This window comes from Providencia sp. PROV_01 (assembly GCF_053098325.1).
Genome location: NZ_JBRFKD010000002.1, coordinates 3921704 through 3944651, shown reverse-complemented (window position 1 = coordinate 3944651; position 22948 = coordinate 3921704). Strand labels below are relative to the sequence as shown.

Genomic DNA, 22948 nt, shown 5'->3' with positions numbered 1-22948 from the left:
TCATCCGAAACTGCCTTGTTTGATATATGATTCAAAGAGAATTTAACTAAGGGGTGGTTATGAAAGTACTTCGCGGCCTTGCGCAATACTATGTCGATTTAATGATGAAGCTCGGGTTAGTGCGTTTTTCCCTATTACTCGCATCGGCACTGGTTGTTCTCGCCATGATAATGCAAATGGCAGTGACAATTTTTTTAAGAGGGCATGTTGATAGCCTCGATATGGTCGGGTCAATTTTCTTTGGGTTAATCATCACTCCGTTAGCCGTTTATTTTTTGTCCGTGGTGGTTGAGCAACTTGAGGAATCTCGGCAGCGTTTATCGCGAATGGTTGATAAACTTGAAGTTATGAGAAAGCGTGATGCTGATTTAAACACTCAATTACAGGGAAATATTGAACAGCTTAACCTTGAAATTCAAGAGCGAGAAAAGGCTGAGCGTGCTCATTTAGAGCTCCTTGAACAATTAAAGCAAGAAATGAAATATCGTGAGCAAACACAAATTGAACTTGAGCAGCAATCTGTTTTACTTCGTTCATTTCTTGATGCCTCACCTGACTTGGTTTATTACCGCAACGAAAATAATGAGTTTTCAGGTTGTAACCGGGCAATGGAACTGTTGACTGGAAAAAGTGAAAAACACTTAGTTGGGCTAACTCCGTTAGATATTTATGATGTTGAAATTGCCTCTAAGGTTATGGAAACCGATGAAAAAGTTTTTCGTCATAATGTTTCTCTTACCTATGAGCAATGGTTGGTATATCCAGACGGCCGTAAAGCCTGTTTTGAACTCCGTAAAGTGCCTTTTTATGATCGAGTTGGCAAACGACATGGTCTGATGGGCTTTGGGCGCGATATAACGGAACGTAAACGCTACCAGGAGGCGTTAGAGAACGCGAGTAGGGAGAAAACCACCTTTATTTCTACAATCAGCCACGAGCTTCGTACACCCCTTAACGGCATTGTTGGCTTGAGCCGGATTTTATTAGACACAGATTTAACTTCGGAACAATCTAGCTATTTAAAAACGATCCATGTAAGTGCGGTTACATTGGGTAATATATTCAATGATATTATAGAGATGGACAAAATTGAGCGTCGCAAGGTTCAGTTAGATAACCAACCAATCACATTATCTGAATTTGTGAATGATTTAGAGAATTTAAGTGGGTTATTAGTGCAGCCGAAAGGGCTTAAATTTGTCATGGATGTCGCTCCTGCATTACCAAAAACGGTGTTAACTGATGGGACCCGTTTGCGGCAGATATTGTGGAATTTAATTGGTAACGCAGTTAAGTTTACGCAAAAAGGTGAAGTGAAGCTTAGTATTTGGCAAGAAGCTGAAAATAAATTGTTTTTCAGGGTTCAGGATAGTGGCATAGGTATCCCTAGGGATGAGCTAGATAAAATCTTTGCAATGTATTATCAAGTGACAGATTCTGCTGGCGGTAAACCGGCTACTGGAACGGGGATTGGGCTTTCTGTATCTCGTCGTTTAGCACAAAATATGGGCGGCGATATTCAAGTTGAAAGTGAAATAGGGCAAGGCTCTACTTTTACTTTATCCATTACAGCGCCTGTGGTTGAAAGTGATGTTGTTGAACAGCAAGAGAGTGAAGACGATTACCCATTGCCTGCATTACATATTTTACTCGTAGAAGATATCGAACTGAATGTCGTTGTTGCCTGTTCTGTATTAGAAAATTTAGGTAATACCGTTGATGTGGCAATGAATGGTAAAGATGCCCTCGAGATGTTTGCTCCTGGTGAATATGATTTAGTGTTATTGGATATCCAATTACCTGATATGACAGGCCTTGATATTTCTAGGAAACTCAAACAGCAGTACGATAAGCAAGATTTACCACCATTAATTGCATTAACTGCAAATGTTCTGAAAGACAAAAAAGAATACTTTGATGCCGGTATGGATGGTGTATTGAGTAAGCCATTATCAGTTCCAGCACTGACCCAGGTTATTGAACAATTTTGGGGGGATCAATCCTTGCGACCTGAAGAAGCACCGAGTAAGCATGAGGCTTCAAGTGTTGATGAATCCAAATTAGATTGCGATATGCTAGAGCAGTATATTGAATTAGTTGGCCCTAAGCTTATTTATGACGGGCTAGATGTCTTTGAAAAAATGCTTCCAGGCTACTTAGCTATTCTTGATTCGAACATGGTGGCTAAAGACCAAAAAGGCATTGTGGAGGAAGCCCATAAAATCAAAGGAGCGGCAGGTTCTGTTGGCTTAAAGAACTTACAGAAAATTGCACAACAGATTCAATCTCCTGATTTACCAGCATGGTGGGACAATGTACAGGAATGGGTGGATGAATTAAAACAGGATTGGAAAGCAGATATAGAAACTTTGAGAAACTGGGTTGATCAGCGTACAAAAAAATAACCCCAACCGAAGTTGGGGTGCGCGAATACTGCGCCAACACCAGGGAAATCATTGATTTGCATATTTTTTTTGTATTTTGCAAATCATTAAATTAGGTATATCACTGTAAAGGGCAACATCAAGATACCAAAATTTTGCGAATCTGTTACAAGATTCATTAAAATCTGTGATGAAGATTGATGTTTGTGCACCTTAGCGCCTGAGAGATAATTTACTACAAATGGAGGAAGATATGAAATCAATTGCGGTTATTTTAAGTGGCTGTGGTGTTTTTGATGGAAGTGAGATCCATGAGTCAGTATTAACTATGCTAGCTTTGAGCCAAAATAATGCTGAAGTTCATTTTTTTGCGCCTGATGATTCTCAATCTACTGTTATTAATCATATTAATGGTGAGTTAAAATCAGAAAAACGTAACCAAATGGAAGAGTCTGCACGCATTACACGTGGAAAAATATCGCCTTTATCCTTAGCTGATGCTTCAAAGCTGGATGCCCTCATAATTCCTGGTGGTTTTGGTGTGGCAAAAAATTTATGTGATTTCGCCGTTAAAGGAAGTGAGTGTGAAATTAATAAAGAACTATTAAGTTTAGTACGCCAAATGCACCAACAAAAAAAGCCGCTAGGACTGATGTGTATTGCTCCTGTGATGCTTCCTAAAATGTTAAATACATCAGTAGTACTAACTATTGGTGATGATAGTGAAACGATTGCTCAAATAGAACTTATGGGTGGGAAACATATTAAATGTGCTGTTGATGATATTGTAATTGATGAAGTTAACCGAGTTGTTACAACACCTGCTTATATGCTGGCTCAATCAATTTCTGAAGCAAATACGGGTATTAATAAGCTTGTTAAGAAAGTATTGGAAATGGCGTGATTATTTGAATGCGAACTATTGTTTCTAAATTATGGCACTGGTTAAAGAAGATCACATTTTCATTACTTGTGGTGTGGATTTGTTCAGTCGTTTTATTTAAATACATACCAGTGCCTTTTTCTGCAGTGATGATTGAACGACAAATCACTGCATGGATAAACTTAAATTTTTCTTATGTATCTCATTCTGAATGGGTAGATGAAAATCACATTTCTCCGTATATTTATTTAGCAGTAATTGCTGCGGAAGATCAAAATTTTCCTCATCACTGGGGTTTTGACCTTGATGCAATAGAGCGTGCTTACAAACACAACTTGAGTAATAAACAAACAATTAGAGGGGCTTCAACGATCTCGCAGCAAACAGTGAAAAACTTGTGGTTATGGGATGGAAGAAGCTGGTTAAGAAAGGGGCTGGAGACAGTAATGACTCCTATTATGGAGCTCTTATGGTCAAAGCAAAGAGTATTGACAGTTTACCTTAATATAGTTGAGTTTGGTGATGGTGTTTTTGGTGTAGAAGAGGCTGCAAATAAATTCTTTAATAAGCCGGCTAGCAAGCTTTCAATGAATGAAGCAGCACTATTAGCAGCAGTTTTACCTAATCCTCATAGGTATAGCGTGAAAAACCCATCTTCTTATGTTCTCAAAAGGCAGGCTTGGATCTTGAATCAAATGCACTTATTAGGAGGTAAGAATTATCTGAAAATAAACCAATTAGTGGATGAATAAGAAAAAAGCCATGGTTTTTAACCCACGGCTTTTGTTTTTATAACAATATATTATTGTTTATGATTAATTAAGATAAGTGAAAGCGGTCGTAACTCGACGAACACCGTCTGTTTCACTAGCAATTTTTGCCGCTGCATCACCTTCTTGCCTTGTTAAAACACCTAGCAAGAAAACCTCACCGTTTTCAGTAATGACTTTTACACTACCAGATTTAACGCTATCACTAGCAAGAATTTTCGATTTCACTTTGGTTGTTAACCAAGTGTCCTTTGAAGCCGTACCCAAATCAACGGGCTCACCGCTACGAACTTCATTATAGACTGCGATGGTGCCATCAACGTTAGAGGCGATTTGTTTTGCTCGTTCAGCCCAAGCCATATCAGGACTTTGGCCAGTTAACAGGACATTACCTTTATAAGCGGTCGCAATGATACGAGCCTTACCTGTGATTTCCTTATCTTTATTCAGCTGCCCACTAACTCGAGCTTCTAAAGTTCCATCGTCAACTTGCTGGCCAACGCTGCGAGGATCTGTGGCACTTTTCGTTGCAACAGCAGCAGAACCTACGACTGCAGCCCCAATACAGCCTTGTAATAAAACAGTACTGATGACTATGGCAAAAATCGGTATTAATCGCATTTTGTCTCCTTAATCGTCCTGATGTGGGAAAAGAGTATTGTCTATAAGGTCACACAGACAATTTACAGTAAGAAGATGAACTTCTTGAATTCGAACACTTCGTTGGGATGGTATGCGGATTTCAACATCTTGAGGACCCAGTAAGCCAGCGAGTTCCCCTCCGTCATAACCTGTTAAGGCGACAATTGTCATGTCTCTAGTCACCGCAGCTTCAACGGCCTTAATAATATCACTACTATTACCATGGGTTGAAATCGCCATCAAAACATCACCATGTTGCCCTAATGCTCTAACTTGTTTCGCATAAATTTCAGAAGGTTGCTTACTACCTGAAATCGCAGTTAGCACGGCATTATCGGTATTAAGCGCTAAGGCGGGTAAGCTAGGGCGCTCAGTTTCAAAGCGATGGATCATACTCGCAGCAAAACGTTGTGCGGTAGCGGCGGAAGCACCGTTACCACAACATAGAATTTTGTTGCCATTGAGTAAAGATTGAACCATCATCATTGCGGCTCTTGATATGGCATCAGGCAGCGCTTCAGCCGCTGCTATTTGAGTTTGGATGCTTTCAGTGAAACAAACTTTTATTCGGTCTAGCACGAGTTTTTCCTTTGTCGCCTCGATATAATTCAAATCATTTTTGTGTCGCTATTATATTTGAATTATAGCTTTGTTGACTGCATGATCAGTATATAAAGCTGATTATCACATTTGTTAATAAACATCATTTTCGTTAAATGCATTTTGTATCCAATCAAATTGGTTTCCAGTGATGGCGCAGATATCAAAACGGCATGCGCTGGTTTCAAAACTTTCTTGCCTTTGTGAGAGCCAAAATTTGGCGGCAGCTAATAGCTTTCGACGTTTGCGCCAGTTTACTGATAAAAGTGCATCTCCGTAATCACAATTTTTGCGAAAACGAACTTCAACAAATACCCAACCTGTATTATCTCGCATAATGAGGTCGATTTCTCCGCCTCGGTTTCTTGCGTTACGTTCGACAAATGTTAGTCCCTGCTGTTTCAGGAAAGCGAGCACTTGATTTTCATAGTACCGGCCTGTTAACCATTGTATGGCTTTTGGCATAATTTTCATGACGTCCTTGTCTGAAAAAAGATGAAGTATTGAACAATATTATTGCGCGGAAACCACTTTACCTTGTTTAAATTGTAACCAAGGTAATTCTCGGAACACCACACAGTTTGGTGTGGTGCTTAAGGTTCCAGATGCGCCATTAATACGAAATTGCCCCGATTGTTGAAGCTTGTCGTAATTGTTGGCTAAAGACCATGCGTCAATACCCATGGCATATAAGCGGAATAACGAGTAATCATTGTTCAGCTTTTGTTGGGCTTGTTTACGTAAGTTATTGTTTGCACCTGCGAGTAAAGGAATTTCGCTAAATTTAACGCCATCCATTTCAAAGCGGTAGTCTGCGCCAGATCCGGCTTGGTTACTGCGAGAGCTTGCATAAAGTGCAGGGCGGGAACGGGAACTAATCGCCATTTCAATCATTGGTTTGATTAAGGTGAGCTCATCACGAGTGGCAACAATATAAACACCGTCAATCGCACCGGTTGAATCGACATATTGTGAATCTATCGATTGTGCTCCGGTATTCACTGGCGTTCCTGTCATACGGATACCTGCACCACGATTAATTGACTCTTTTAGTGAAGGGATGGACCCAAAGGTTTGCATTAAAACAGTTCCCCCCCCTTTTTCTTGCCACCCTTGAGCAAAGGCTTTGGCTATCCTATCGCCGAAAGCATTAGCGGGAACTAATACCAATGGCATTTGCTTACCTTCAGCTTTCATATAAGCGGCCGCATTCTGTGCTTCATCTTCTGGTGATAATGAAAAATAGCAAAGATTTGGTCGAGGCTGTAATTGGTTCGCATCAAGCTCATTGAGCGCAAGCACGCTAACTGGAGCCCCCATTTGGGTAATAACTTGAACGTCACTTTTTAATAATGGCCCAACAATCAGGTTAAAGCCTTCATTTTTTGCTTGCTCAATAAGCGCAGGCATTTGTTTATTAGTGGTATCAAACACCTTGACGCTTTGGGTATTCACAGGGGCTGCATCGATACGTAAAGTGGATGCCACTACATCGCTATCGCTAGCAGTAGGGGTATTACCTGTTGTTGCAGCAACTTGTTCATAAATTTGGTCGAGGACATCATTTCCACTACTTGGGGGATCTATAGCGTCTTGAGAGGGAGACCCTTGAGGCAGACCTTTTTGCGCATCCATAAAGCCTTGCATAATCGCCTGGCCGAATACTTGTCCTTGCCCACTCATGGGTAAAAACAACGCAATCTTAGGATTTTTACCCACTTGAGGTATCATCGCTTGCAGTAAAAGGGTTGGTGTTGTCGTCACTCCAGGGTTATTTGAGTAACGCATTTTCCAATCGTTGTAGCCAGCAAGTAAGGCATCTGTGTCATCTCGGTTATTTTGATAAATATCTAAAAGATCGACCCAGCCTTGGAGAATATTTTCATCGGCACTAATTCCATGAATTTGTTCTGGCGTTAACTGTGTTAACATCTGCCATAACCCATCAATGTTAGCTTGGCGTTCAGTGGTTGTTTTTAATAAAGGTTCTTGGCTAATGTAGGCACGTATCGCCTCCATTGAAGGCTTACCTTGTGCTGCATCAATGATTGCTTGGTAACGGCTAGCATCATCAGATGCGCTTTGCTCAGGTGTTTTTTGGGTTGACGGAAAATATTCCGAGACAATTTGGCACCCAGACAGAGCAAATGTGGACAGCATTGCTGTGCAGATTAACCCTTTTTTCAAATGCAAAAAAATTGAAGGACGCATACTGTATCCAATGGTGTATTTTTCAATTGCTTAATTTTAAACCGGCTATTCGGATGAAACAATGAACCAACCTAATCAAGCTGTGGTTATGGCATCCACGCTGTATATCGTTCCTACCCCAATTGGTAATTTGAGGGATATCACGCAACGTGCGTTGGATGTTCTTAAACATGTTGACCTTATTGCTGCAGAGGACACTCGGCATTCAGGCATTCTATTACAGAATTTTGCGATAAATGCACGGTTGTTTGCTCTGCATGATCATAATGAACAGCAAAAGGCAGATCAATTAATTAGTCGACTTCAACAAGGTGATAGTATCGCATTAGTCTCCGATGCGGGTACACCTTTAATTAATGATCCGGGTTATCATCTCGTCAATCGTTGTCGCGAAGCGGGTATTCGTGTTGTACCTTTACCGGGGCCTTGTGCTGCTATTACTGCGTTATCCGCCGCGGGTTTACCTTCAGACCGTTTTTGTTATGAAGGTTTTTTACCGGCTAAAACGAAAGGCCGTAAAGATGTATTGCAATCACTCGAACAAGAAACCCGCACGCTGATTTTCTATGAATCAACCCACCGTTTGTTAGACAGTTTAGCAGATATGGTGGAAGTCTGGGGGCCGGAGCGTCATGTTGTTTTAGCGCGTGAAATCACTAAAACATGGGAGTCTATTGAAGGTCGCCCTGTGGGAGAGTTACTCGCTTGGGTAAAAGAAGATGAAAATCGTCACCGTGGCGAAATGGTGTTGATTGTCGAAGGGTATAAAAAACCAGTCGATGACTCCGCAGTTTCCCCTGAAGTGGTGAGAACATTAAATTTATTACAAAAAGAATTACCCCCTAAAAAAGCGGCGGCGATCACGGCTGAAATTTATGGCCTCAAGAAAAATATGCTGTATAAATTGATGCTTGATAATCAAGATAGTGAATGATTCTTGAGCAAATAGACGAGTTCATTTATATAAGTGGTAAATGAAAGTCGTTAGAGTCTGTACAAGACTCAGCAAAGTGCCTATAATTCGCCGCGGAGTTGGCCAGACAACCGCTGCTTTATCGTAGTCCCTTCGGGAGACGGGTAGAGGGGAGGAAAGTCCGGGCTCCATAGGGCAGGGTGCCAGATAACGTCTGGGAGGCGCGAGCCTACGACTAGTGCAACAGAGAGCAAACCGCCGATGGCCTGTTTACAGGATCAGGTAAGGGTGAAAGGGTGCGGTAAGAGCGCACCGCGCGACTGGCAACAGTTCGTGGCACGGTAAACTCCACCCGGAGCAAGACCAAATAGGGGTTCATATGGTGCGGCCCGCATTGAACTCGGGTAGGTTGCTGGAGCCAGTGCGTAAGTGCTGGCCTAGATGAATGGTTGTCCAAGACAGAACCCGGCTTATCGGCCAACTCCCATTTTTTCGTCATACTTCAAGCTGTGCCTGTGTTGGCGTCACTCGTCAGCCCTAGTCACATACTTTTGTATGCTCCCCGCGCTGTCTTCATTTTGCCGCCTCGGTATAACACGAACTATTTAGAAAAAATCATAATCTTTTGATTTAATATAAAAATACTTCTCTTCTTTCTTTTCTGGCTTGTCTTCACCATTTGATACATCAACTCATCAACTCATCAACTCATCAACATCACAACCCTCTGATGCAAATCAATGCGCCCTGTGAATATGTAAATACAATAGTGGTATTTATAATGCATGTTAAAGAGATGTGCGGACATGAAAGAAAAACCACGTGTAAGGTACCAACGTCGCCCTGGTACTACAGGGGGTAAGCTCCCTTGGAATGATTGGCGTAATGCATCAACATGGCGTAAATTTGTACAGTTAACGCTATTGGCGATCAATATTTATATTGGCATCACCTTCTATTTTTGGGTGCGTTACTACGAAACCGGAGGAGCGACAGTTCACCTTCCTCGCCCTGGTGGAATTGAAGGTTGGCTGCCGATTGCGGGGTTAATGAATTTAAAATATACGTTGGAGACGGGGAGTTTCCCGCCAATTCATGCGGCTTCAATGTTTCTGCTTGTTTCTTTTATTTTGATTAGCTTACTGCTCAAAAAAGCATTTTGTTCATGGATGTGCCCGATAGGCACTATATCGGAATATACGGGAAAAATAGGCCAAAAACTGTTTGGTTATCAAAAACAAATCAGTTTACCTAAATGGCTAGATATCACCCTACGAGGTTTAAAATATTTACTATTAAGCTTCTTTCTCTATATTGCATTTTCCATGTCTGCGCAGATGATCCAATACTTTATGATGTCACCTTATGGGATCATCATTGACGTCAAAATGTTGGATTTCTTTCGCTATATTAGCTTGTTTGCGCTGGTCAGTGTTGCGGTTTTAGTGGTGGCAAGCTTGTTTATTCGTAATGCTTGGTGCCGTTATTTGTGTCCTTATGGTGCATTGCTAGGGCTGTTTTCGTTATTTTCACCATTTAAAATTCGGCGAAATGTGGAAAGTTGCATTGATTGTGGAAAATGTGCGAAAAACTGCCCATCCCGCATCCCTGTTGATAAATTAATTCAGGTAAGAACGCTCGAATGTACGGGGTGTATGACTTGCGTGGAATCTTGCCCTGTTACATCAACACTGGATTTTTCATTGCAATTGCCAGCAAAAAAACATCAATTTCGGTTATCGGGTAGGATGATGGCTATTTTAACCTTGGCAATTTTATTTATCACTATTGGGGTTGCTATGTATTTTGGCGTTTGGGATAGCCCAGTACCCGATAATTATTGGTTTCATATTATTCCAAATGCAAGAATGATAGGCCATTGATGCACAATAAAAAACCCCGCTACATATGATAATAAGCGGGGCAACTTGTTGTTTTGTCGTGATGACAGATTTTGTACTGCTTATTTATACTTATTTCTCGCTTATATTTATTTTCTTACATACTACTTACTACCCCATCAGTTAACAGCTTGCTTAACCATCTGCAATAACTGACGTACATCTTCAGGGCGCGTATTGCCAGTATCTTTATCAATAATTGAGCTATAGATATGAGGAATGATTTTTTTCACGCCTGCATCAAGAGCAATTTGCAAAATTTCAGCAAAGTTATCTAAATCAATGCCGCCTGTAGGCTCTAAAGAAAAATCAAAGTCAGCGCAAGCTTTGGCAATGGCTTTATATTCTTCAATATATGTTAACCCTTTCATATTAAAGAATTTAACAGAGTCAGCACCCATGTCTTTAAGCATCATAATGGCAGTTTCAATCGGAACAATGCCATCTGGCGCTTGAGAACTTAATGGGCCTGTGGAAATTTTTACCATACCCACCGTGCCTGTCGGTGATATGAGCGCATTCACGAAGGTTTCGTTTTGGCCTAATAGTGCACGGCTAATTGGGGCACCAGTGAATACTTGGTTAACGTGCTGCGGTTGCACTTCTTTTGAAATCAACGATACCATGGTTGATTGATTTGGGTCGCCAGCACCCAGGCCAACTGATAATGCATTATCGGTTTTTTGGGCATAAATACGCATATCTGCAATCGCGCTTTCTAAGTCAGGGTAATTTTTAGATAAAACACCAACAACAACAAAGGTTTCTGCTGCAGCATAGATATCTTTTGCATTTTGATGGCTGCCTGCCAAGACGTTTAAACACACGCGGTCACGATAAAAATTCGGTGACAATTTCATTTTAAATTCCTTCTACTAACAAACGAATATTCTGAGAAATAACATCAAGTTGTTCAGTACTAACACTACGAATGTCAGCTTCCACTTTTCCTTCGTTGGCTTTGTACTCACGGAAGTAAATCGCGGTATCACCTTGTTTTAACTCAGCCATGATTTGGTAGGTAGTTTTGCCTATTGTTTTTTCATCAAAGCTAATTTCAGTACGAGCAATATCACGTCCAGCGCCATCCCAGACCACTTGAGCAGAGATACCTTTAATTGCATTCAAATCGCTGATGAATTTACTCATTCGATTGACCATTTCTGGGCCAGTTTCTTTTGTCGCTGTCAGGTACTGTTCGATAGCAAGAGTGAGGCCTAAAATACCTTCTTTACCCACTTTCATCGCACGGCCAATACCTTGGCTTTGGCGTTTTACCCACTCAACATATTGTTTTTTACCAATAACTAGGCCACTTGTTGGGCCTTCAATCGCTTTTGCGCCACTGTAAATCACAATATCGCCGCCTGCTTGGTAGTAAGCTGTGAGCTCTTCTTCAGCGGCAGCATCAACGATCAGTGGTAGCTGGTGGTCATGAGCCACTTTGGCGGCTTGTTCCACGGTTAACATGCTTTTTTGTACGGTATGATGGGATTTGATATACAGAATAGCGGCGGTATTGGGGGTGATTTTTGCAGCTAACTGGGCGGCGTTGCACTCGTTAGCAAAGCCCGCTTCGACCACTTTACCACCACCTAAGCTCACCATTGTATCGACAGGGGCACCGAAATTAACGTTATGACCTTTAGGTAAAATAATTTCACGTGGCACAATTTTGTCGGATGAATGCAAATTAAGCAGTAAATCATCATCATCTTGTACAATCACCGCTGCAACAGCTTGTGCGATACCGGCAGATGCGCAGGAAACAACAACTGCGGCTTCAACACCTAATAGATTAGCAATGTATTCGCCAGTTTTATTAACTAATTCTTTAATTTCAAAGTAATTATTTAATCCGTAAGCAACGCGTTCAACAACTTCCGGAGTTGGCGTTGAAACACCCAGAATTGTCATGCGACCAGAGGCATTAATAACGTGTTTTAACTGATATTTATCATAAATCGATTGCATGTTCTGATTCACCTTGTGCATGAATAATGTGTTTTCCACCGACGATAGCAGCCAATGGTACGAAGCGGTGAGTGCCTATACGGTGTTCGCCTTCTGCATCCGTGAGCTCGGTTTGCTCTTCTTTAAGGTCAAAAAGGGTTATGTCGGCGTCAAAGCCCGGCCTTAAATAGCCTTTCGCGGGTAATGATAAGAAATTGGCGGCTTTTTCGGTAACGCAGCGAAGCACTTGTTCCGCACTAAAGCCCATACACAGGAATTTGGTCATCACAAAAGCGAGGCTATAAACAGGGCCATTAACGCGGTTGCGGTGGTAAATATCGGAACTGATAATGTCAGGGTAAGTGCCGATGCGCATGGCTTGTTCGGCAACTTTAAAGCTAAAACTCTCACCGCCATGGCCAACATCTAATATGACTCCGCGTGCGAGTGCGCGAGCAATTGAGGGCTTTAGGTAGCCATCTTCGCCTAAAATTTTATTGGGTTTGCCATTAAAGCAGTGAGTGATGATATCGCCACGTGTCAGTAAATCAGCGACTTCATCGATATCCGGTGGGTTGTTGCCGATATGCACCATGAGTGGAAGATGGTGTTTTTTCTGCATTTCTTTAGCTTTAATCAGTGGTGCAATACCATTTTCACCAACCACACTTTTACTCATACGCGCTTTCATACCAACAACAAAGCCTGAGTGGCGCTCGATAGCGTCTTGAAAGCAGGCATCATTGATGTTGTTCATATCGGACAATTCATTTTGTGCAATGATGCCAATGCGTGAAATATTTAACAGAGAAAAGACATTGGTTTTCGATTTTTGTGTCAGTTGATAAAATTTATCAATATCATCAGCACCGACACTGCCTGCATCAACCAGTGAGGTAACTCCGCCAGCGGCTCCTGCTAAATCAGGGTCATCGAAGTAAATAGGTGACTCAACAAAACAGTGTGCGTGAGAATCAATCCATCCGGCGCTGACATAAGTTTTACCTTGGAGATCAATAATTTTGTCAGCTTGCTGGTTACAGGCTAACTCAGGGCCTGCTGCTTCGATTTTTCCATCTTTGATAAGAATATCGATAATCGAGCCATCGATACGCTTACCTTGTTTGATGATTAGAGTGTACATAGTTGCCCTCTTTATACTCATACTCGATGCTCGTCATACTTCAAACCGCAGCGTTGTTGGCAGCACTTCCGCTACCCTAGTCACATACTTTTGTATGCTCCTAGGGATATCGTCGTTTGCCGCCTAGCTGCAATTTGAATTATTTAGAGCATGCTTAAATACTTGAATACTTGTTCTAAATAATGCCAACCACAGCGTTGTTGGCATCACTTCCGCTACCCTAGTCACATACTTTTGTATGCTCCTAGGGATATCGTCGTTTGCCGCCTAGCTGCAATTTGAATTATCTAGAGCATGCTTAAATACTTGAATACTTGTTCTAAATAATGCCAACCACAGCGTTGTTGGCATCACTTCCGCTACCCTAGTCATATACTTTTGTATGCTCCTAGGGATATCGTCGTTTGCCGCCTAGCTGCAATTTGAATTATCTAGAGCATGCTTAAATACTTGAATACTTGTTCTAAATAATGCCAACCGCAGCGTTGTTGGTTACTCTTACGCTACTCTTTGAACTATTTCGAGCCTGTTTTTAATGATGTTATTCAGTAACCCGGAGCAGATGCTCCGGGAGGATACTAGTTAGGCGACGATTGGGAAGAAATAACCAAATAACATCGCACCTAAAATGGCGCCACCGGCAACCGGTTTTTGCCATACATAGAAAATCAATGCGCCGATTAATGAACCAATTCCGATTGGAATAGAAGCTGCCATGGCGGCTAAGATAATCAATGGGCCTAAGAATCGACCTGAAGTATTACCCGCACCCATCATGACGTCTGCACCAAAGGTTGAGTTGGCTTGGGCAATGGTGAATTTACGTGCAAAGACAATCAGTAAACCGATTAATACCCCAAGGAATAAACCTGTCACTAATGAAAGCCAGAAGTTAGTGACTAGAATATCCCAACCCGCAGCGAGGAATAGAGCAGGAACACCCAGCCCAATACCAGTTTGCAGCGCCCCACCAATATCTAAAATACCAACCAGTGACCCTTCGATGATTCGAGCAAATAAGAAACTTGCACCGAATGCGGCGACTGCACCGTAAACCCCTGTATCTAAGCCTGCACGTAACATGGCGACGAACGCTACTTCGTTAAATGCACCAAAGCCGTAGACGACATACATGTGGGTACCTGCGAAGATCCCTGCGGATAGCAGCCCAACAAAAATCGGAAAGGACCATTCTGCGTACCAAAAATCTTGTTTGTTAATTTCAGTTGTCATGATTATTTCCCGCTCAGCAGACCGTGGACGTATTCAAGCCACAATGGTTTATCTAGGTTGAAAGAGGTGATCATCTTCAGGTCGAACTCACGGAAGAAGCCGCTGAGAACGAACAAGAGAACCACGGTTATCATCATTGTGCGAGTGATACGGTTCCAGCCGTTGTCATCAACGCCTTTACCAATCAAGATACCTAAAACTAAACCAGGGATAGCATTCCCCATGATTAACTGAGCACAACCACCAAATAATGTTGCCCAAAAACCTGAACGACGCCCGGCATCCATAGCGGCTAACCAGAAGATAACTGGCATCACCGTGTTAACTAACAAGTTAGCGGCAGGCACTAGTACGTTAATGGCTGTTGTTTGCAGTGCAGCCGGAACTGCGGAAGCAGTTGTGTTTAAGAAGGCGACAACTAATGCCCCGATGATGGCACAAGCAATCGCCATTTTTTTCGGATTATGCAGTGTGTCAGCGACACTACGGTTTTTGGTTAACAGCGCTGCCGCACCCCAGTTTGGGATGATGCGGTGGTCAACGTCTTGTGTAAATGCCCCTGCAGCAACTGATGATGCCCATGCATTAAAGAAAAATCCTAAGCCAAAAGAAAAGTGAGATGCTGGGTCGCCTTCACACGCGTTCAGCTCACCCAATGTACGGAATGCCCCCATACCTTGTACGGTTGGTGCGTGGAACATACGCGCAGCCCCTGCGCCTAAGCCAAAGCCGCAGAGCCCACCGATGATCAGGGACATGCCCAATATTTCTAGAAAAGATGCAGTTTCACTCATGGAATTAACTCCAGACCTGATTGCTATTATTGTTCTGTAAATGGTATTTCGTTGACAGAAAGTAAAGTGACATCCAGCGAAACGTCGAGTACAACACGAAAATGTTCACGTTTGCGTGGCAAAAAGAGAAAAAGAAATTTTTCTGTCCGCGAATGAGAGTGAGCACTAATCACTTCAACATCCTTTGGTTCAATTCGTAGGATGATGTCTGTGCTGTTTTTCAGTACGGTTTTTTGAATTGAATTTAAGGCGTCAGCTATCGCTTTTTGCTTAGTGTCGCCTTGCCCTGTAACCCGTACAACCGTTTCGATAGATTTTTTCATTAAGCGTTGCCGTATTTTTTATTGAATGCTTTTACTAAGCGCTCGCCTAACTCTTCCTTGTCCATAAAACCGAAACCTAATACATTGCAACCGTCTGCAATTGCGGTTTCTCCCTCTTCAATGGAGCGCATCCCATAGCGAGCTTTATAGCCATACTTAGTTTGAGCTGTGATTGCACCAGCGCCACCACTTCCACAAAATGAGATACCTAAATCGGCTTGTTCTGCGTTCATCACATCGCCAAGTTTCATGTCAGCGGCGACACCTGGAACAACAATCGCTTTACCGCCAGCAGCTTCAACACCCGCCGCTACTTTTTGGCCTTTACCTAAACGGTCACCGATAACAACAACTATCTGTTTCATAAAATATTCTCCAAATCCTACCAAATTAGTAATTAATCATTTGAACGTGCAACTTCAAAGTGAACAGAGAGTAAATAGGTCTCTTCAGGTGCTAAACCGGGAAGTGTGTCAACAACCCGTTGCGCGAGCGTAATCGAATGTTCAGAGATTTCATCAAATAGGCTGATATCAACTTCTGGTAAGGCTTCACCCGTTTTTGCTCTACCGACCATGGCACGTAAATGAGACTCCAACATCTGTTGTTGTACATCCGTGGTGTAGCAATCCTCCTGCTTGAGCCAGTCAGTAATCACTGCTAGCAGTTTTTGTGTCACCTCATCAATATCAAGGTTATGTTCTAACATTTTAAAAACGACAACTGATTCACTCATAACTATTTAAAATCCAAAGTAATATTGCAAGTTAGACTACTCTGTTCCTTCATGCCTTATACATTAGACGTTTATTGGTATTTTTTGCAGGTAGTGAATTTCCACTTCAAAGTGGAAATTATTTGGAAATAAATATTAGTTGTGTTGGTATGTTTTTTGTTCTATGTGGAAGTTAAGTGGAAAAATTGACATCAATCAATTATCTAAAAAGGATAAAAATAACAATACTTCGAATAAAATATGTTGTTTATCAATTGATTATTTTTTTACATAAAAAATGGAATTGAAAAAAGGAACTGGAAAGAAAAGTGGAAACAATAAATGGAAATTATGTTGTGTTGATTGCAATAGCTTCCACTTAGTTACTCTGTGCGTAAAACAGTCCGTTTAGGATAGGAAAATATTTGCGAGAGTTGTGGTTAGGATCACGTAAAAGTCAGCAACTTCCACTTTTCCACTACGAAGTGGAAGTTGCTATCAGATTAGAGGATACGTGCTAAGCTGTCTTTAGCTATCACTTGGAATTCATTGAAATTTTTGACACTTACTAAGCGACGAGTCGTTTTTTCCTTTACAAAGGTAACGAATAAATCATAAATAGCCATCGCTTCTTCATAGTCTGTTTTACTAATAGCCAACAAGAAAATGACATAAGCGTTCTCTTTGGTTTCTTTATTCCATTCAATGCCTTTTGGGGCCACAACGGTTGCAACCACCGTTTTATTGGCAAGTAAGCCTAAAGAGTGGGGTAATGCGATGCCTTCACCGAGCAATGTGGAAACAATTGATTCACGTTCTTGTAGTGATGGATAAAAATCGGGGGTTACATAGCCTTCTTGCTGTAATTTATGGCAAACCATTTGAAAGAGCTCTTCTTGGCTAATTTTTTCATTAATTACCATGAAGAACCGTTCATCAAAAAAACGCTCAATAATATAAGGGCGAGTTTGATCAACCATAGCTAGGCGGCCAACTTGCTCTAGCTGATAGGGCGTTGGGAAAGGCGCGATTTTAATAACAGGCTTGTTTTTCTCTGAAATTCGTACTGTGGTTATCACGAAATCTTCAGTGACTTCATCCAAGGATTCATACTCTTGTAATGTTAACCCTCGACTAAATTTGAGTTGTGGAAACTCACGCATGATTTTAGATTCAACCACGCGAAACGTGGAGTTTCCTGCATCGGTGACTACCAGTACTTCTGTTTGGCGAATTGACCCTGCGCCATAGTTACGTTCGAGGCTAACACCGATATGAACTGCAAGATAACCCAGTTCATCTTCACTGATTGGGTGGGGGAGTAATTGTTTACTTGCGCTGGTTAATGCGCTGAGTGTGACGTCATAGGCAAACGGATAGTATTGTTTAATATCAGATAATAGCGGATTTGGTGTAGAAATATGATACTGCAGGCGAGTGATTAAGGCCGCAAGATGCGTATTGAGATCTTTTTTGAGCTTTTCATCATTTCGTAAGTCATAATTATATAATTCATTAATATAATTTAAAATATATTCACATAGCTCATTATGAGTACCACTTTTTTGCGTGCTAGAGTCTTGGTTACTAATACGTTGGGCAACAATTTGGTCATGCAAATAGCTGAGTTCCGCCCCAGAAAGGTCATTGCCAAGAAAGTAGATCAAACCTTTGGAGATTTCATCGCACGCTTTACGGATCACTTCTTCACTGTCATCGTTTTTGACCGCAGTGGTGAGCTCATGGCCGCGAGTGATACGCAAAATAGTGACCGCACAATTAAAAACTAGGTATAAATGGCCTTCATTGCTAATCCGAATATCAAAACGATTCAAACTGTTATGTAATACTTTATCGATATATGACAGGTCTAAATTATCCAGACAATCGGGGCGGAAAGTGGTTAAATCAGGCGATATCTGTGCGCAATAACGACGCCATAAAGTTTCAGTCATACAAGCTCGAACTGCCCACTCGCTACCATTCAAACGAATACCTTGGTGAGGAATACTTTCTAATGCAATTTGGTATTTTTGCAGCTGTTCTCTCACCGCCCCCATATCTTGTTGTAAAGTGCCTCGGCTGATAAACCATTCCTCAGCGATATCATCAAGCTTTACGGGAAGTGATAGCATTAAGAGCTTTAATAGCAGTGCATCAATGCGCTCTTTGCTCGTTCGAGGGATATGATCGTCTTCATCATTTTGTTGAGTAAAGGTCGCAAATAGGGCTTCGTCTTCAATGTTCAACCGGTAACCACGACCTCGTTCATACACAATATGTGCACTATATGGCTGTATCAATTCATTGATTTCATTGATATCAGAACGAATAGTTCGAGTAGAAACGGAAAAGTTTTTTGCTAATTCGTCTTGAGGAACAACCTCATTCAGAATTTGAGCAAAAATTTGATTATGTCGCTGTTGAGTGAATAGAGCCACGGAAACACCTTTAAAATCAAAACGAAAAAGCATTTGAGCAATAAAATTACGTCTTTTTTGCTCGCTAATGGCAGGACTCTAACACAAGCGTGTCAATATGTAGGATATGTAAATGATGAAATTTGCGAATCCGTTCGCAAAATTCATGCTGTTATAGCAGGAAAGTGGCTAGTTTTGTTCCCCAAGGTCGATTAACAGGCCTCTAAACGGTTTATCTGCACTAATGATGATTTGATTATCATCTTGGATAAATGCCCCATCATTGCAATTCATCCCGAGTTGTTCGCCTTTTGGTGTTCGTAATGTTGCTCCACCATGTATAGACTGAAGGAATGAATTTTTTCCTTTTAGCGTGATCGCTGTTGATTCATCGGCTGCCAAGTGAATTTGAGTGATCCAAATTTGTTGACGTAATTGAATGCTTTGATCTTCCCCATCAGGAGAGGCGATAAGCTTACTCTCATTTTCACTAATGGCTATTTTTTGCAAGGGTAAAGATTCTTGCTGTGGGCAAGCATTTAGCCAGAGTTGCAAACGCGTTAGTGGTGTTTTGGGGCACACATTTTGTTCGCTGTAGCTAAGATCTGGGCGTGGTGAGAAACGCACACATTCACCTTCATCCGCTTGGATGGTATTACCTAAACTGTCTCGATATTCTGCGTGCCCTTTTAGGATGATATTTAAAATATCAACATGAGGGTAGGTTCTTGGCTGTAGCGCATTTTGTGGCGCAATAACCTCTTGATTCAGCACTCTGAGTGTTTTAAAACCCATAAAATCTGGGTCAAAATAATGGCCAAATGAAAAGGAATAACGCGCTTGCAGCCAACCATAATCAGCTTTTCCGCAATGGTTAGCGGGTCTCAGTGTCATCATAATGGTTAACCCCCATCGAAAATAAATAAGTTAATAATCTATTGTTATAATAAATAGCTGGACGTTGAATTGTTAGCCAGTTAATCTGTTTCCCTTGTTCAAATTTCCTGAAAGAGAAACTTCATGAGTAAAGAGAGAGCATTAACGCTTGAATCATTAAGGGTTATGGATGCAATCGACCGCCGTGGTAGTTTTGCTGCAGCTGCTGAAGAGTTGGGGCGAGTCCCGTCTGCACTAAGCTATACCATGCAAAAATTAGAAGAAGAGCTCGATGTCATTTTATTTGACCGTTCAGGGCATAGAACTAAATTTACGAATGTCGGTAGGATGTTACTTGATAGAGGAAGGATCCTACTTGAAGCCGCTGATAAGCTAACATCTGACGCGGAAGCCCTTGCAAAAGGATGGGAAACGCATTTAACCATCGTGTGTGAAGCTTTAGTTCCTGCTAATTCACTTTTTCCACTGGTGGAACGACTGGCGGAAAAATCAGAAACACAGTTATCTTTGATTACTGAAGTATTGGCGGGAGCATGGGAACGCCTTGAAAGCGGTAAAGCGGATATTGTCATTGCCCCTGATATGCATTTTCGATCATCTTCAGAAATTAACTCTAAATCGTTATACACCATTAATCATATTTATGTTGCGAGCCCGGATCACCCCATTCATCAAGAACCTGAACCATTATCTGATGCGACTCGAGTGAAGTACCGTGGAATTGCAGTAGCTGATACCGCACGTGAGCGACCTGTGATAACGGTGCAGTTGTTGGATAAACAACAACGATTAACCGTGTCGACAATTGAAGATAAACACAATGCTTTATTGGCTGGTCTTGGTGTTGCAACAATGCCGTATCCAATGGTTGAACAAGATATTCGTGAAGGGCGTTTAAAAGTAGTTGGCGCAGAGTATAGCCATGAGACGAATATTATTATGGCGTGGCGGCGAGATAGTATGGGGGAGGCTAAGTCGTGGTGTCTCCGAGAAATCCCCAAACTTTTCCGATTATAACTTCGTCTTACTTCGCACTGTAGCTGTGTTAGCTTCACTCACTAACCCTAGTCACATACTTATGTATGCTCCTAGGGATTAGTGAGCTTGCAGCCTTGCTACAGTACGAATTATTTAGAAGTTAACTTGAGGTTGAAAAATAAACCCATCAACATCAATTTGCTGCCTACCGACAACCCAAACTATTTAGAGCTTACGAGTCGCGTGATATTAGTGGTGATTCAACAAGAATAAATAAAGCTGCCCAGCTTAATTTTCATTTACTGATAACGATGATTTAGTTTCTATTAACTTCAAAACAATTATTTTGAATAAAAAAATACCTCCCGAAGGAGGTATAAGTTGGACAAAAAATGAAGCTAAATTAATAAGGGTGATAATGAAATCGGAATTACCATTTTTTATTTAATAAATGGTCAATACTAAATTTTCCTGGGCCGGTCACAGCTAACAGTAAGAAACCGCCGGCAATAGTAAAGTTTTTCATAAACATTAAGCTATTTGGTGCAACGCTAAAGTCGATATGGAACAGGAGTGCGGTTAATACCGTAAAGCCTGCGGTAAATAAAGCGACAGTCCGAGTTAAGAAACCGAATAAAACCGCTAAACCACCGCCAAGTTCTAATAAAATGGTTAAAGGTAATAAAAAGCCTGGAACACCCATTGCTTGCATGTATTGTTGTGTTCCAGCGTATGCATCTCCCAGTTTTCCATACCCTGCGACAATGAACAGAATTGGCATCATAATGCGAGCTAATAATACCGCACCACTCTCTAAATTTTTCATTGAGATTCTCCAGACTAATAAGTCATTAAATATAAATTAGTTGCGATATATGTCGCTTTGTAGTGTTGTTTTCAGCACAAATAGGTAAGAAAACATTCGATGGGCTTATAATAGTCATTTGCTTATTCAATAAAAAGCAAAGCTTATTCACAAAGATGGTCAAAAAATTTGAACTGTGGTGAGGGGGAAATGAGTTGAAGTGTAGTGGTTAGACTAACCTATTGATTTTAAGTTGAATTATTTTTTTCCTGCATTAATTGTACTTTGAATTGTTCTTACTATGCCCCACATTGTGAAGGCTTTTTTCCCTAATTGAAGTATACGTTGTGGTTTTTTTAGTGAATAAATCGAAAGCAGGCCTGTTGCTGCAATAAACAAAGGACGGAAGGTAACGAAGGCTTTCCATGTACGGTCATAAGGGGCTGTCACATGTAGCCAATCCTCAGAACTGGCAGCAAGGTCATTCCGTTGCTGCTCAATTCTGTTGAGTAACCGTTGTTTTTTTTCGGCAAGTAATTGGCGTTTATTTCTGGTCATTATCCTTACCTGCTAATGCATTTGCATCTTGGCTTAGTTGCTCCCGTGTGGAGCTCAATAAAGTGGACTGTTTCGCTTTTTTGAGCGCCCAACTAGCAAAGATAATGGCGAGTAGAACCAAACTCCCTGTAGTGATAGCCAGTGCTTGATAACGGTAAACAGGGTCTACAGACCAAAAAATGAGCCCAATTAGACACATCAGGCCAAAAGCAGTAAAAAGAAGCGCTAGCCCAACTAATAATAGCAACTGGATAAAATTAATTTTCTCTTCTTCGAGCTCAACGGCAATGAGCTGAAGGCGAGTTTCAACAATATTAACGGTAATACTGGCGATGCGTTGCAGTATTTCAAGGACCCCTTTACCGGGGCCCTGACGTTGTTGATTTTGTTCCATAAGCAATTAACGTTTCGCGAGAAGTACGCCAAGAACTACACCAACGGCAGCACCAATACCGATACCAGTCCATGGATTTTCTTTGACATAGTTGTCTGCGCGACCCGCAATTTCTTTAGTTTGTTCAGTGATCCTTTCGGTGGTTTGGCCGAGCTTAGCACGAGATGAGTAAAGTACATCTTTCGCTTTGGATTTTAAGCTTTCAATCTCTTCTTTCGACTTCTCGCCTGTATCATTCAATACGGCTTCAAGAGAATCTGCTAACGCTTTTAGTTCCGCACGTAGGTCTTCTGATGAATGATTTAATGACATATAGAACCTCCTATCAATAGAAAAGAAACTTCACTGTATTAACAATAACTGTTTTTGCATTAAGTGCAATGAGTTATTCGATAATAAATTATGGGATCAGAAAAAATGTAAAAAATAG

At 41.4% G+C, this 22948-nt stretch carries 24 protein-coding genes and 1 other RNA gene; 7 read left to right on the top strand and 18 right to left on the bottom strand.

The window, feature by feature from the left end; translation table 11 throughout:
* Positions 1 to 59: 59 nt before the first annotated feature.
* The 3 genes from arcB to mtgA all read left to right on the top strand — a co-directional run bounded on the left by arcB (position 60) and on the right by mtgA (position 4019).
* Positions 60 to 2405 carry an aerobic respiration two-component sensor histidine kinase ArcB gene (gene arcB, locus ACU696_RS19100; protein ID WP_004908312.1) on the top strand — a complete coding sequence of 782 codons (2346 nt, stop codon included), beginning with the start codon at positions 60 to 62 and terminating at the stop codon, positions 2403 to 2405.
* 232 nt (positions 2406 to 2637) lie between these two features.
* Positions 2638 to 3288, top strand: coding sequence for an isoprenoid biosynthesis glyoxalase ElbB (gene elbB / locus ACU696_RS19095; protein ID WP_109911688.1), 651 nt, complete (start codon positions 2638 to 2640; stop codon positions 3286 to 3288).
* Positions 3289 to 3296: 8 nt separating this feature from the next.
* A complete protein-coding gene (gene mtgA / locus ACU696_RS19090; protein WP_004908320.1) occupies positions 3297 to 4019 on the top strand; it encodes a monofunctional biosynthetic peptidoglycan transglycosylase in 723 nt (240 codons plus the stop codon).
* A gap of 63 nt (positions 4020 to 4082) precedes the next feature.
* Here mtgA and dolP read toward each other — a convergent pair whose 3' ends face one another.
* From dolP to ACU696_RS19070, 4 genes are all read right to left on the bottom strand, one after another.
* Complete coding sequence (gene dolP / locus ACU696_RS19085) at positions 4083 to 4658, bottom strand: division/outer membrane stress-associated lipid-binding lipoprotein (protein ID WP_109911689.1); 576 nt, start codon at positions 4656 to 4658, stop codon at positions 4083 to 4085.
* 9 nt (positions 4659 to 4667) lie between these two features.
* Positions 4668 to 5258, bottom strand: a complete 591-nt coding sequence (gene diaA / locus ACU696_RS19080) for a DnaA initiator-associating protein DiaA (RefSeq protein ID WP_004908326.1) — start codon at positions 5256 to 5258, stop codon at positions 4668 to 4670.
* Positions 5259 to 5372: 114 nt separating this feature from the next.
* Positions 5373 to 5753 (bottom strand): YraN family protein, encoded by a 381-nt coding sequence (locus ACU696_RS19075; protein WP_004908329.1) that lies wholly within the window; start codon positions 5751 to 5753, stop codon positions 5373 to 5375.
* A 39-nt stretch (positions 5754 to 5792) separates the two neighbouring features.
* Positions 5793 to 7490 (bottom strand): penicillin-binding protein activator, encoded by a 1698-nt coding sequence (locus ACU696_RS19070; RefSeq protein ID WP_109911690.1) that lies wholly within the window; start codon positions 7488 to 7490, stop codon positions 5793 to 5795.
* Between the two features lie 61 nt (positions 7491 to 7551).
* Between ACU696_RS19070 and rsmI the strand changes: the two genes are divergently transcribed.
* From rsmI to ACU696_RS19055, 3 genes are all read left to right on the top strand, one after another.
* On the top strand, positions 7552 to 8424 hold the full coding sequence (gene rsmI / locus ACU696_RS19065; RefSeq protein WP_209101855.1) for a 16S rRNA (cytidine(1402)-2'-O)-methyltransferase: 873 nt from the start codon (positions 7552 to 7554) through the stop codon (positions 8422 to 8424).
* A 94-nt stretch (positions 8425 to 8518) separates the two neighbouring features.
* Positions 8519 to 8892, top strand: an RNA gene (rnpB, locus tag ACU696_RS19060) — RNase P RNA component class A.
* A 317-nt stretch (positions 8893 to 9209) separates the two neighbouring features.
* Positions 9210 to 10286, top strand: coding sequence for a 4Fe-4S binding protein (locus ACU696_RS19055; protein WP_209101858.1), 1077 nt, complete (start codon positions 9210 to 9212; stop codon positions 10284 to 10286).
* A 137-nt stretch (positions 10287 to 10423) separates the two neighbouring features.
* Here the strand turns inward: ACU696_RS19055 and dagF are convergent, their stop codons facing one another.
* The 10 genes from dagF to ACU696_RS19005 form a co-directional block, all read right to left on the bottom strand.
* A complete protein-coding gene (dagF, locus tag ACU696_RS19050; RefSeq protein WP_109911693.1) occupies positions 10424 to 11164 on the bottom strand; it encodes a 2-dehydro-3-deoxy-phosphogluconate aldolase in 741 nt (246 codons plus the stop codon).
* 1 nt (position 11165) lies between these two features.
* Positions 11166 to 12278 (bottom strand): DgaE family pyridoxal phosphate-dependent ammonia lyase, encoded by a 1113-nt coding sequence (locus ACU696_RS19045; RefSeq protein WP_196723994.1) that lies wholly within the window; start codon positions 12276 to 12278, stop codon positions 11166 to 11168.
* Entirely contained in the window at positions 12262 to 13401 is a 1140-nt protein-coding gene (locus ACU696_RS19040; protein WP_109911695.1) for an amidohydrolase/deacetylase family metallohydrolase, read from the bottom strand. The genes ACU696_RS19045 and ACU696_RS19040 overlap by 17 nt, the downstream gene beginning before the upstream one ends.
* A gap of 582 nt (positions 13402 to 13983) precedes the next feature.
* Positions 13984 to 14634 carry a DUF4310 family protein gene (locus tag ACU696_RS19035; RefSeq protein WP_004908356.1) on the bottom strand — a complete coding sequence of 217 codons (651 nt, stop codon included), beginning with the start codon at positions 14632 to 14634 and terminating at the stop codon, positions 13984 to 13986.
* 2 nt (positions 14635 to 14636) lie between these two features.
* Positions 14637 to 15428 (bottom strand): DUF4311 domain-containing protein, encoded by a 792-nt coding sequence (locus ACU696_RS19030; protein ID WP_004258184.1) that lies wholly within the window; start codon positions 15426 to 15428, stop codon positions 14637 to 14639.
* Positions 15429 to 15454: 26 nt separating this feature from the next.
* Complete coding sequence (locus ACU696_RS19025) at positions 15455 to 15751, bottom strand: DUF4312 family protein (RefSeq protein WP_004258180.1); 297 nt, start codon at positions 15749 to 15751, stop codon at positions 15455 to 15457.
* Positions 15751 to 16116 (bottom strand): SFCGS family glycine-rich protein, encoded by a 366-nt coding sequence (locus ACU696_RS19020; protein ID WP_004908363.1) that lies wholly within the window; start codon positions 16114 to 16116, stop codon positions 15751 to 15753. The genes ACU696_RS19025 and ACU696_RS19020 overlap by 1 nt, the downstream gene beginning before the upstream one ends.
* 32 nt (positions 16117 to 16148) lie before the next feature.
* Entirely contained in the window at positions 16149 to 16487 is a 339-nt protein-coding gene (locus ACU696_RS19015) for a PRD domain-containing protein (RefSeq protein ID WP_004908366.1), read from the bottom strand.
* A 482-nt stretch (positions 16488 to 16969) separates the two neighbouring features.
* On the bottom strand, positions 16970 to 18940 hold the full coding sequence (locus ACU696_RS19010; protein ID WP_109911696.1) for a BglG family transcription antiterminator: 1971 nt from the start codon (positions 18938 to 18940) through the stop codon (positions 16970 to 16972).
* A 135-nt stretch (positions 18941 to 19075) separates the two neighbouring features.
* Positions 19076 to 19783 carry a pirin family protein gene (locus tag ACU696_RS19005; RefSeq protein WP_109911697.1) on the bottom strand — a complete coding sequence of 236 codons (708 nt, stop codon included), beginning with the start codon at positions 19781 to 19783 and terminating at the stop codon, positions 19076 to 19078.
* 123 nt (positions 19784 to 19906) lie between these two features.
* Between ACU696_RS19005 and ACU696_RS19000 the strand changes: the two genes are divergently transcribed.
* Positions 19907 to 20800, top strand: a complete 894-nt coding sequence (locus ACU696_RS19000; RefSeq protein ID WP_109911698.1) for a LysR family transcriptional regulator — start codon at positions 19907 to 19909, stop codon at positions 20798 to 20800.
* Positions 20801 to 21191: 391 nt separating this feature from the next.
* On the opposite strand, the gene ACU696_RS18995 is transcribed toward ACU696_RS19000, so the two are convergent.
* The 4 genes from ACU696_RS18995 to ACU696_RS18980 form a co-directional block, all read right to left on the bottom strand.
* A complete protein-coding gene (locus ACU696_RS18995) occupies positions 21192 to 21587 on the bottom strand; it encodes a DoxX family protein (protein ID WP_004908378.1) in 396 nt (131 codons plus the stop codon).
* A 237-nt stretch (positions 21588 to 21824) separates the two neighbouring features.
* A complete protein-coding gene (locus tag ACU696_RS18990) occupies positions 21825 to 22124 on the bottom strand; it encodes a YqjK-like family protein (RefSeq protein ID WP_004908381.1) in 300 nt (99 codons plus the stop codon).
* The gene (locus ACU696_RS18985; RefSeq protein ID WP_109911699.1) at positions 22111 to 22518 is read right to left on the bottom strand and encodes a phage holin family protein; all 408 of its coding nucleotides are present in this window, start codon (positions 22516 to 22518) and stop codon (positions 22111 to 22113) included. Before ACU696_RS18985 ends, ACU696_RS18990 begins: the two co-directional genes overlap by 14 nt.
* Positions 22519 to 22524: 6 nt before the next feature.
* Complete coding sequence (locus ACU696_RS18980; protein WP_109911700.1) at positions 22525 to 22830, bottom strand: DUF883 family protein; 306 nt, start codon at positions 22828 to 22830, stop codon at positions 22525 to 22527.
* Between the last annotated feature and the right edge of the window lie 118 nt (positions 22831 to 22948).